This window comes from Haliscomenobacter sp. (genome assembly GCF_965225875.1).
Lineage (GTDB): Bacteria > Bacteroidota > Bacteroidia > Chitinophagales > Saprospiraceae > Haliscomenobacter.
The window spans coordinates 573,212-584,304 of the sequence record NZ_CBDDBS010000003.1; the positions used below are offsets into that span (position 1 = coordinate 573,212).

Genomic DNA, 11,093 nt, shown 5'->3' on the forward strand with positions numbered 1-11,093 from the left:
TTTTCAAAAATGGACCAAAAACAAAAACGGCTTGCCGAGTGATCCGACAAGCCGTTTTTGCGCTGTATGTTCTTTTAACAACATCAATGGCTATCTACTTCACCCGAGAACGGAATGATTCAGACGCCACCACCAATTGTTGTTTTGAACTGCTACAGTCATGATTGAATTTTTTTTCAATTCGCTTGCAAAGATATAGGCTTTTGAGAAATGTGCAAGGGGGCGAGTCATTTTTTTCAAATTTTTCAATTTTTAACTGCAATAGCCACCCACGTCGTATCTTGGTTTATTGTTTACGCAAAGACCTTCTTATGAAACAGTCTTTTTTGATTACCTGCCTTTGTATAATTGGCTTTTCGGCCACGGCTCAGCGCCCTGCTTACCTTCGAAAAGACAGCATCCGTTCGGCTTTGGATGGGGTCACCCAGGTTTTTTACTACGATAAATCCACTGCGACTACCCCACAACCGCTGGTGGTGGAATTGCATTCCTGGAGCAATTCGGCCGACTCCCAAATGGGCATGATTGCAACCCAGGTGCATGCCAAAAACTGGAATTACCTATTTCCCAATTTCAGGGGAGTGAACAATCATCCCAAGGCCTGTTGCAGCGAATTTGTGCTGTCAGACATCGACGAAGCCATTGATTGGGCGCTGAAAAACCTGAAAATTGACCGCAAGCAGATTTACGTGGTGGGCTTTAGTGGAGGTGGTTACGCCACCTTGTCGACCTACATGCGTTCGCGGCACGCCATTCGTGGCTTCTCGGCCTGGGCTTCCATTTCGGATTTGGAGGCCTGGTATGCACAATCTGTGGAACGCAAGAACAAATACGCCGCCGAAATTGTGCAATGCATCGGTGCCAATGGGACTTTTGATGCCGAAAAAGCCAGGGCACGGTCACCCTTGTTTTGGGAAACACCGGTTGGGAAACGTAAGAACAGCCTGCTGCAAATTTACGTAGGGGTACATGACGGTTATACCGGCTCGGTTCCTATTTCTCAATCCATCAATTTTTACAACAAACTTTTGAAGGATTTTAGAGAGAAGGATCAGACGCGGTATGTCTCAGAAGAGGATATGGAGCTGATGTTAAAAACGCGCTCCTTTCCGACTCAAAATCCAGCCGAAAAATTAGGAGACCGGGCGCTTCTTTACCAAAAAACAGCCAAGAATATCGGTCTTACGGTGTTTGAAGGGACGCATGAGATTTTGTATGGGGAGGTTTTGAGGGGAATGGGCATATGGTGATAGGCTGGCTTTCACATGCAAGATTAAATACAGCGTATTCTCATTCCGGCCGATAAGCTCCAAAAAACATTCCACTCAAGCCATATTTGTGGCAAATATCGTTGTATTGATTGCTGGCATAGCGGATTCTATTTTCACAACCCTCCAATTGCCCGTGTATTTCGATTGCTGGGTCATTCCAGTTTTTTGATTTTGAATTTTTTAAGGATTTTTTTAGTAGTTTTTTCAATATGTTTGTGAGTTGCTGATGTTGAATATTGATGGTTTCAATGGACGAGACATTTATTTTTTCCACTGCATTTATAGTATTGGAGAATAGTTGTGCAAAATTTCGAGCGTCCTCGGGTATGGTTTTGTTGATTTTAGAAGATTTACTAAGTAGATCGCTCAATTCTTTTACGTGATTTGCCTTTCGAAAAAGCATTTCTTTTAGATTTAACCAACTCTGATGTATTATTGAATCCTGTGGCTGAGCATAACAGCTATGAAAAATTAGCAGATTGAGAATAATCAAAAGTTGAAGTTGGAGTTTCATTTTAAGTATGTTTAAAATGAAGCAATCACCCCATTGCAAAATCAGGCATCAATTCCCTCCTAGCCGGAGCATGATAAGCCAAAACAATATCTTCTTTAGGGACAGCTCTATCAATCAACCATTGTGCCAGTACCAAATCCGTCCCATCGTGTTGAATCCAAATCTTGCCATCGGGTTTGACATCGATGTGTACAAAAGGTAGATATTCCCGCTTATTGTCGTGCCAGCCTAATGAAAGAAGCACATAATGCCCTCTCTCCGAATCCATGATCAATTGGGTTTCAGAGATATCATCGGATGGAGTCATGTCGGCTATTTCTTGAGCGATGTCCTCAACGATTTTTTTGTATGCAGTTACCTTATCCATGTTAAAACTAATGACAATAACGGTTTAAGATTCAAGACAAATTTAAGGAAAATTGCTAAATGATGTTGTCCATTTTAAAACTTGCAATACCGCTATCGAAGATTTTTGGAGGTAAAACAAGATCGTTTAAATGCTTGGTATTATTTTTAATCCCTCAGCTAACCTGGAAGGGCTTAAATACCTCTTCTGCCACATCCACTAATCAATGAAAACCAAGCTTTTTCTGTTCGCAATCACCTGCGTGTTTTGTGCCAATCTCAAAGCCCAAACCACCGCCAAACGCCCGATTGCAGCCTCCGATGTATACCGACTTTCCAGCATCGGCAGCCCCAAAGTATCGCCCGATGGCGCATGGGTGGCTTATGCGCTTTCGAGCGTAGATACCGCCAAAAACCGGCGGAATGCCGATATCTGGATGATCAGTTGGGATGGACAACAATCCATTCAATTGACCAGTAGCCCGGATGGGGAATCACAGCCACAGTGGAGCCCGGATGGCAAATATTTGTCCTTCGTATCGGCACGACAAGGTGCTACTGCTGCCCAAATCTGGCTGATGGATCGTAGGGGAGGAGAGGGCAAACAACTCACCACTTTGAAGGGAGATTTGCAGGAATACCTCTGGTCGCCGGATGGCAAAAAAATTGCACTGGCGATCCAGTCAGCCGACAGTACGGGCATCCCCAAATCCAAACAACCGCAGCCCTATGTGCTGGATCGCTACCATTTTAAGCAGGACGTAGAAGGTTATTTGCAAAAAAAACGTACTCATTTGTATGTGGTTGACGTGGCGACCAAAAAACTGGACACCCTTACCAGAGGAGATTACAACGAAAGCTCCCCAGCGTGGTCGCCAGATGGAAAATTTTTGGCTTTTGTCAGCAACCGTACCCCTGAACCCGACAAAAACGAAAATAGCGACATTTGGGTAATGGAGGCCAAGCCCAAAGCCGCCATCAAACAAATCACTACCTGGACTGGTAGCGAATCTTCGCCTGCATGGAGCCCGGATGGTACGCAGATCGCCTATTTTCGCTCAAGTTCGCCCACTTACACCATTTATGATCAAAACGTATTGGCCGTGGTTTCCAAAGATGGCGGCGAGCCCAACGTGTTGTCAACTGTATTGGATCGTCCGGTAAGCAACCTGCGCTGGACCAAAGATGGCCAATCCATTGCTGTACTGGTCAGTGATGACCGCCAACGGTATGTCGCCCAGTATGCAGTAAAAACAAAGCAGTTGGTTAAAATTGCGGATGGAAACCGCAGTTTTAGTGCATTGGAAAACCATCCTAACGGAGCATGGCTGACCATGCTCAGCGAACCCCGTTTACCCGCCGAATTGTTTGCTTTGGAGAATGGAACGCCTCGCCGATTGACCAAACACCACGAAGAATTTTTAGCGCCATTGGATTTGGCCACTGTGGAAGGCTTTGTTTCAACCAGCAAGGATGGCACCAAAGTATCGGGTTTGTTGTTCAAACCATCCAAAGCGGTAGCCAATCAAAAATTGCCGACTATCCTGTTTATCCACGGTGGCCCCACCGCTCAGGACGAATGGGGATTTGACCTAAGCAGGCAAATTTTGGCACAGGCAGGCTACGCGGTTGCTGCCATCAATTACCGGGGAAGTAATGGACGTGGGCTGGCATTTTGCAATGCCATTTCTGCCGATTGGGGCAACAAGGAAGTGATGGATCTTCATGGAGTTGCTGATTACCTCGTACAAACTGGAGTTGCTGACCCCAATAAATTAGGCATCGGTGGCTGGAGTTATGGAGGCATTTTGACCAACTATGCCATCGCTTCGGATACTCGTTTTAAGGCAGCAGTTAGCGGTGCGAGTTCAGCACAAGTGATGGCACTATACGGAGTGGATCAGTACATTTTGCAATACGAAAACGAATTGGGCCCGCCTTGGAAAAACGTAGACAAATACATGAAGCTCTCTTATCCTTTCTTGCAAATGGATAAAATCAAAACACCAACCTTGTTCTTGGTGGGCGAAAAAGACTTCAATGTCCCTTCGGTGGGCAGTGAGCAGATGTACCAGGGGTTGCGCAGTTTGGGCATACCGACTCAGTTGATCATTTACCCTGGGCAATTCCATGGGATTACTGTACCCAATTTTCAAAAGGACCGTTTTGAACGCTACATTGGCTGGTTTGATAAATACTTGAAAAATTAGGATTGATGTCTTCCATTTCTGAAATACAAAACATAAGTCATCCCGAATTTACAAGTACCACAATGAAAAAATGAGCACAAAGGACACAATGGCAGCACAAGGACACAAAGACGCGATTTTGACAAAGCAATAGGCCTGAAATTTATCTTATTTTGGATGTAAAGCATCGTCAACGTCTCACCTTTGTGTCCTTTGTGCTGCCTTTGAGTTCTTTGTGCTAAAAAAATGTCGCTTTGTGTTTTCTGAAAAATTTGGGATGATTAATGTTCCAGACGAGCGCATTGCGCGAACCAACAAATCCAAACCACATGAAACTCGAACACCGCACTCAAAAACTCGTACCCTTCTCTCATTTTTTAATCCGCGTTGGGCGCTACGGGTTCTTTTGTGGCCTGCTTATCTTTGTATCGCTGGCCATTGGTATGGTGGGCTACCATGCCGTAGGGCACATAGGTTGGCTCGACAGCTTTTACATGTCCTCGATGATTTTGACTGGGATGGGCCCGGTGGCCGAAATGCCCATGCATTCTGTGGCAGCCAAACTTTTTTCGGCCTTCTACGCCCTATACAGTGGCGTAGTATTTTTGAGTACCACGGCTGTATTTTTTGCACCAATTATCCACCGGGTGCTGCACATCCTGCAAGTGGATGAGGATGAAAATGCAGCGGATTAACGAGGCTACAACAACACATCATCCACTGGATTCATTTTGGCTGGCAGCGCCTCGCCCAAAAATTCTTTGATGTCAATTTCGATGTTGCGGCAAATCGCGGCTATGGGCGTATCATTGACCGAATTATCAAATGGATTTTCTGAGAATTCCCCAATTTGTTCCATCGTAAAAAACACCCAGGAAATCAGCATCGAAAAAGGTATAGTGAGCCAGACTCCCCAGTTGGCCAGATTGCCCAAATCCTTCAACAAACCAAAGGGCAAAAGATAGATAAACAAGACGACGAAGACCCGACTAAAGATGCTGTATTGCCGAAACAAGGGTGTGCTTTTGAGTCGCTCGCAGCCCCCTTGTAAATTGAAAAATTCGTTGACATGGCGCACCAAATCGCTGTGTTCGTATTCATCGATTTTTTTCTCCCGTTTGAGACGGGTTAAATCCATAATCTGCAATTTGAGAATGCCCGATGCCACATTGTTTTTGACCCGCAAAGTTTCATAATAATCCCCTTTGTTGTTTTCCTCCAGGATCTTTTTTAAACCCTGGTCAAACTCCTCTAGTTCAGCACGCTCGCCACGAAAGGTTTGGTGCAAATTATCCTTACTGGTGGCCCAGGGAATGGTTTTGCGCAGTTGGAGCCGCAGTACATTCAGGTAAGCGATGTGTCGGTACAGCAGTTCTTTGACCACTGCTTTCTCCTCAACCAAAGCAATCAACTGCGCTGAAAAATTGCGGCTGGTATTGGTGAAGCCACCCCAGAGTTTGCGGGCTTCCCACAAACGGTCGTAGGCCTGGTTGTTTTTGAAACCAATGTAAAAAGCGACTGCCGTACCAATCGTACCCACTGGCAAAAAGGGTATGGCCACAAATTTGAATTCAAAAACCTTGTACAAAACTGTAGCAACGGTGCTGACAATCATGGTTCTGAACAGGTTTTTGCGGGCGAAATGCCAGAGTAACTTGAAGTTGAAATCTTTTCCGGTGTACATGCTTAATCTATTTCGGGTAAAGGCTACTTAATAACTCGTGCTGAAGGTATAAAAACGAACACAAAAGAAAAAACGAGAAAAAATATCAGGGTCTTAAACCTTTTGAAAGTTGATCAGTCTCAGCTTTAAATTTTAGCTATATGCAAAAAACTTTACTCTTGATTGGCATTTGTGTGGCAAATATTGTGTTCAGCCAAAACAAATCTATCATCTTGGGCCGTCCTACGGACAACTCCATCACTGCGAGTATTTTATTTGATCAAAAAGTGGATTTTTACCTGGAATATGGCACAAACAAAGGCCTTTATCCACTGCGCAGCAGCACGGTGAGCAATGAAGCCAACCGCCCGGATAAAATTGAACTCAGTCAATTATTGCCCAACACCCGCTATTATTACCGGCTTCGTCACCGGGTGACTGGAACCAACACATTTGTCACGAGCCCGGAATATACTTTCCATACCCAGCGTGCGCCGGGTAATTCCTTCCGTTTTGTTGTGGAAGCAGATGAACACCTCTATGACAAAAAGGGCATACGCAACCTTTACAAAATTGCACTGGACAACCAGGCCAAAGACAGTGCGGATTTTATGTTGTCTTTGGGTGATACTTTTGGCGACGACCATACCCCCAACGAAACGACCAGCGAGGACATGAATGCCCTGCACAAGGATTATCTGCAATACCTTGGGGCAGTATGTCATTCTATGCCCTTTTTCTTTTGCCTGGGCAATCACGAAGGGGAAAATGGCTATTACCTCAAACAAAACGCGCCCAATAACATCGCCGTTTATGGCACCCAATGGCGCAAATATTATTATCCCAACCCATTTCCAAATGCCTTTTATTCGGGCAATTCCACCAAAGAAGCCTACGGCATTGAACAACCTGAAAATTATTACGCCTGGACCTGGGGTGATGCCTTGTTTGTAGTGTTGGATGTGTACCGGGATTGTGACGTTAACGAAAAACCACAAAACTGGGATTGGACTCTGGGTAAAACTCAGTACGACTGGCTCAAAAAATCACTGGAAACCAGCAAGGCTAAATACAAATTTGTTTTTGCACACCATACTCGTGGTCAGGGGCGTGGAGGAATCAACACGGCTAAAGGATTTGAATGGGGGGGCTATGGGGGCAAAAACACGTGGGAATTCGATAAAATGCGCCCAGGTTGGGCCATGCCGATCCACCAGTTGATGGTGACCAATGGTGTAAATATCTTTTTTCAGGGTCACGATCACTTGTACGCCAAAGAGCAGTTGGATGGTCTGGTTTACCAGGAAGTCCCCATGCCCAGCGATTCCACTTACGAAATTGGCGTATTGGCCAATGCCGACGCCTACACCGATGTAACCCTGGATGGATCGGGGCATTTGCGGGTCTCTGTGACGCCTACTTGTGTGACGGTGGATTATGTGCGGGCGTATTTGCCTAAAGACACCCTTGGTGGGAAACACCACAATCGGGAAGTGGCCTATCGCTACACTGTTGGACCCTGTTCCAGCACTACGCCGAGTAAGGAACTGGAAACGGAACAGGGTTTTAACGTTTTCCCCAATCCAGCGCAAGAGCTGTTGAATGTACAAGCCAAAACCGCCTATGATTTTGACCAAAAAGTGGAGCTCCTCAATTTGCAGGGTCAGGTATTACAAACACAAGTTTTAGCCCAGGGAAGTACCTTTTGCCGCTTCAACTTGCAACAAATACCTGCTGGGGTTTATGTGCTGCGTTTCCCAGCGCAGCAAAATTCCAGGGCGATGAGGGTTGTCGTCCAATAGTGTTGAAAACCCGGGTCTAACCATTTTTGATAGCATATTTTAACTTCCATGAAATTTCAACTCCTCATCTTGATCTCCGGTCTGGCTCTGTTGGCACAGGCTCAAACCTTGCGACATGCTGAATTGCTGGGCCGACCGACCGATCGCAGCATTACCCTACAAGCCTTTTTTGACAACCCCGCAGAGGTGTGCATCCAATATGGCACCCGCAGTGGAGTATACGACCAACAAAGCCCCTGGAAAACCTTTGCGGCAGAGGAATCTGCGGAAATATTGATTGAAGGACTTAGCGCCAATACCGCCTATTTTTACCGGATGTGCTACCGACAACCAGGCACAACCCAAATCATTACCCGCCCCGAGTACAGTTTCCGTACCCAGCGTACACCGGGTAGCACTTTTACCTTTGTTGTTCAGGCGGACCCACACCTTGACGAACAAAGCGACTCGGCCATTTATCGGCGTTGTCTCCGCAACCAATTGGAGGATGCACCCGATTTTATGATTGATCTCGGGGATATCTTCATGTCAGACAAACTCAAAAACGCGTCAGGTCGAATCACTCACGACACCATCACTTACCGTTGTCACCTCATGCGTTCTTTCTATGAAACCTCTGGTCATTCCGTGCCGTTATTTATGGCTTTGGGCAACCACGAAGGGGAGTCTGGCTGGAACTTGAACAACACGGCTGAGAATGTAGCGATTTGGGGTACCCTGGATCGCCAGAAGTTTTTTATCAACCCCGCGCCAAATGGTTTTTATACCGGGGATGAAACCGTTCATCCATTTGTAGGCAAACGTGAAAATTACTATGCCTGGACCTGGGGTGACGCCCTATTTATCGTACTGGACCCTTACTGGTACACCAGCCTAAAACCAGATGCACGCAACGGCTGGCGTTGGACTTTGGGGAAAACCCAGTACGATTGGCTCAAGGCAACTTTGGAAAAAAGTAATGCGAAATTCAAATTTGTTTTTGCTCATCAACTTGTCGGTGGGGATCCGAATGGACGCGGAGGAATTGAGTTTGCTGACTTGTATGAATGGGGCGGTAAAAACCTCGATGGAACGGAGGGTTTTGCCAACAATCGCCCCGGCTGGTACAAACCCATCAAAGATTTATTGGTAGAACATCAGGTCAACATCTTTTTTCACGGCCACGATCACTTTTTTGGCAAACAGGAAAAAGACTGTTTGATTTATCAGGAGACTCCCCAGCCGAGCCACCCCAATTTCCAGAATACCAATTTAGCCACAGACTACGGCTACTTTACCGGACAGTTTTTACCCAATTCTGGTCATATCCGGGTCACCGTTAGCCCGGAAGGGGTTAAAGTGGAGTATGTACGGGCCTATGCACCCAGGAGTGAAACGGCCACCCGTAAAAATAAGGACGTTTCTGCTTCTTATTTTATCGGGGCCAAAAACTGCTACAACTCAACCACAACGGGAACTTCCATGCTTTGGAACAGCAATTACGCTGATGAATTGGTGTACCCTAATCCTTTTAAACAGGACGCTGTGATTGAATTTACGGTTAACGAAGCCGAAAGGCTCAGCTTATCCATCCTCAACGAGCAGGGACAAACTGTACGCAATCTGATCACTGGAAACCTGGTGCAGAGTGGTAAGTTTCAAATTATTTGGGATGGCAAAGGTAATGCTGGAGAGGCGCTTCCTGCCGGAATTTACTGGTACCACATAAGGGGTGAAAACGGCGGGGTGAGAACCGGGAAAATACTGCATTTGCGATAATTCGTTCGACCTTTCTCATGCTAAAAAGGAACCCCTATGCCCCGCTTTTTTGTGCATTATGGAAAAACCAAACGTTATGAAAAAACCAACTATCACACTCCTCGTGTTTTGTTTGATTGCTCATTGTTTATTGGCGCACAATGGCAATGACCATGGGCAAATCAAACGTTGGGCCTTATGGCAAAATGGCAAAAAGACCACCATCGATGCTTACTTTTATTTGTACAAGGATGGCAAAGTTTTGCTTGAAAAAGCAAACCGCGAACTGATCAGCCTTCCAATCGAAGCCTTAGTCCAAAAAGACCGCTTCTTTGTTTTTGAACGCTACGCGGAAATTCAAATCCTCAATGAAAAATTGAAACAAAAGAAATCTGGTCCGTTAAAACCAGTCAATCCACTGGGGAAACGACTCCTTACCACTGACCCCCAGACTCTGGACGCTGCCTTCAAGCCATTCAAACCCAATATTGCCACCCGATGGGACGCCAATTATTTTTACGTTGAATCCAACGGTTTGCCGACTACCCACCCCATGATGAAGGGAATTACCGGTTGGCAACAGCAGTTTCCCATTCCGCAATGCTACACGGGCAGCAATGCCTGGAGCATCCCTTTAAACCCGGTTTTGGCCACCACGCCTGTACCGGTAAACGCGAACCATTTTATCCGGGGAGCAATCGCGATTGCCGTGAATGGGATTGCCATTTTTAATCCCTTTACCAATACCGGGGTAGATGCCCTCGTTGATGGCCAACTGGATGAATACGGTGGACATTGTGGCCGTGCCGACGATTACCATTACCACATTGCACCCTTAAGTTTGTACGACCATACTACTGCTACCTTGCCCATTGCTTACGGGTTGGACGGCTTTGCTGTTTATGGTGCTGTGGAGCCCGATGGAACGGCAATGAAAACCCTGGATGCCAATCACGGCCATTTTGGAGCAGATGGAGTATATCACTACCACGGTACCAAGACCTTTCCGTACATGATTGGCAATATGGTAGGCAAGGTAACCGAAGATGCTACCCTACAGATCATTCCACAAGCAGCAGCCAAACCCGTTCGGCCATCCGGTACGCCGCTGAGAGGTGCAGTGATAACCAGTTGTTTGCCCAATGCGAGCAACACCGGTTTCACCTTAAGCTATACCTTATCCGGGCAAAACTATTCGGTGGAGTACAGTTGGACGGCGGCCGGAGTGTTTACCTTCAACTTTAATTCTCCAACGGGCACAACCACTGCTACTTACAATGGCACTTCGGTTTGTAAAATCGCTACTGCAAGTCAGGATATTGTAGGGAAAAAGCTGAAGGTTCAGGTTTATCCCAACCCGACCAGCAAAGCAATAAACGTCAGTTTACCGAACGAACTAAAAGATATCGACATACAATCATTCACCCTTTACAATTTAAAAGGGGAATTGATTTACAAAACCAGCCATTTTACGCCAAACCTTGATTTGTCCCAATTTGCAAAAGGTGTATATCTGCTGCAAATTCGCTGGAAAGAAGGCCAGGTGAGCAAAAAAATTATCGTGCAATAATC

9 protein-coding genes are annotated in these 11,093 nt (G+C 46.0%); 6 read left to right on the plus strand and 3 right to left on the minus strand.

The window, feature by feature from the left end:
* Positions 1–311: 311 nt before the first annotated feature.
* Positions 312–1,250 (plus strand): alpha/beta hydrolase family protein, encoded by a 939-nt coding sequence (locus tag ACO08K_RS22850; protein WP_421798794.1) that lies wholly within the window; start codon positions 312–314, stop codon positions 1,248–1,250.
* Between the two features lie 40 nt (positions 1,251–1,290).
* Here ACO08K_RS22850 and ACO08K_RS22855 read toward each other — a convergent pair whose 3' ends face one another.
* Both ACO08K_RS22855 and ACO08K_RS22860 read right to left on the minus strand, forming a co-directional pair.
* Positions 1,291–1,785 carry a hypothetical protein gene (locus ACO08K_RS22855; RefSeq protein WP_421798795.1) on the minus strand — a complete coding sequence of 165 codons (495 nt, stop codon included), beginning with the start codon at positions 1,783–1,785 and terminating at the stop codon, positions 1,291–1,293.
* 25 nt (positions 1,786–1,810) lie between these two features.
* Positions 1,811–2,152 carry a XisI protein gene (locus ACO08K_RS22860; RefSeq protein WP_421798796.1) on the minus strand — a complete coding sequence of 114 codons (342 nt, stop codon included), beginning with the start codon at positions 2,150–2,152 and terminating at the stop codon, positions 1,811–1,813.
* Positions 2,153–2,357: 205 nt separating this feature from the next.
* Here ACO08K_RS22860 and ACO08K_RS22865 point away from each other — a divergent pair, with 205 nt between their 5' ends.
* Complete coding sequence (locus ACO08K_RS22865) at positions 2,358–4,340, plus strand: S9 family peptidase (RefSeq protein WP_421798797.1); 1,983 nt, start codon at positions 2,358–2,360, stop codon at positions 4,338–4,340.
* A 308-nt stretch (positions 4,341–4,648) separates the two neighbouring features.
* The gene (locus ACO08K_RS22870) at positions 4,649–5,014 is read left to right on the plus strand and encodes a hypothetical protein (RefSeq protein ID WP_421798798.1); all 366 of its coding nucleotides are present in this window, start codon (positions 4,649–4,651) and stop codon (positions 5,012–5,014) included.
* 5 nt (positions 5,015–5,019) lie between these two features.
* On the opposite strand, the gene ACO08K_RS22875 is transcribed toward ACO08K_RS22870, so the two are convergent.
* Positions 5,020–6,003: a bestrophin family protein gene (locus ACO08K_RS22875; protein WP_421798799.1), complete on the minus strand. Its 984-nt coding sequence runs from the start codon at positions 6,001–6,003 to the stop codon at positions 5,020–5,022.
* Between the two features lie 140 nt (positions 6,004–6,143).
* Between ACO08K_RS22875 and ACO08K_RS22880 the strand changes: the two genes are divergently transcribed.
* The 3 genes from ACO08K_RS22880 (at position 6,144) to ACO08K_RS22890 (ending at position 11,091) form a co-directional block, all read left to right on the plus strand.
* Complete coding sequence (locus tag ACO08K_RS22880; RefSeq protein WP_421798800.1) at positions 6,144–7,784, plus strand: metallophosphoesterase; 1,641 nt, start codon at positions 6,144–6,146, stop codon at positions 7,782–7,784.
* A gap of 48 nt (positions 7,785–7,832) precedes the next feature.
* Positions 7,833–9,542, plus strand: a complete 1,710-nt coding sequence (locus tag ACO08K_RS22885) for a FlgD immunoglobulin-like domain containing protein (RefSeq protein WP_421798801.1) — start codon at positions 7,833–7,835, stop codon at positions 9,540–9,542.
* 76 nt (positions 9,543–9,618) lie between these two features.
* Positions 9,619–11,091: a YHYH protein gene (locus ACO08K_RS22890; RefSeq protein ID WP_421798802.1), complete on the plus strand. Its 1,473-nt coding sequence runs from the start codon at positions 9,619–9,621 to the stop codon at positions 11,089–11,091.
* Positions 11,092–11,093: the final 2 nt, after the last annotated feature.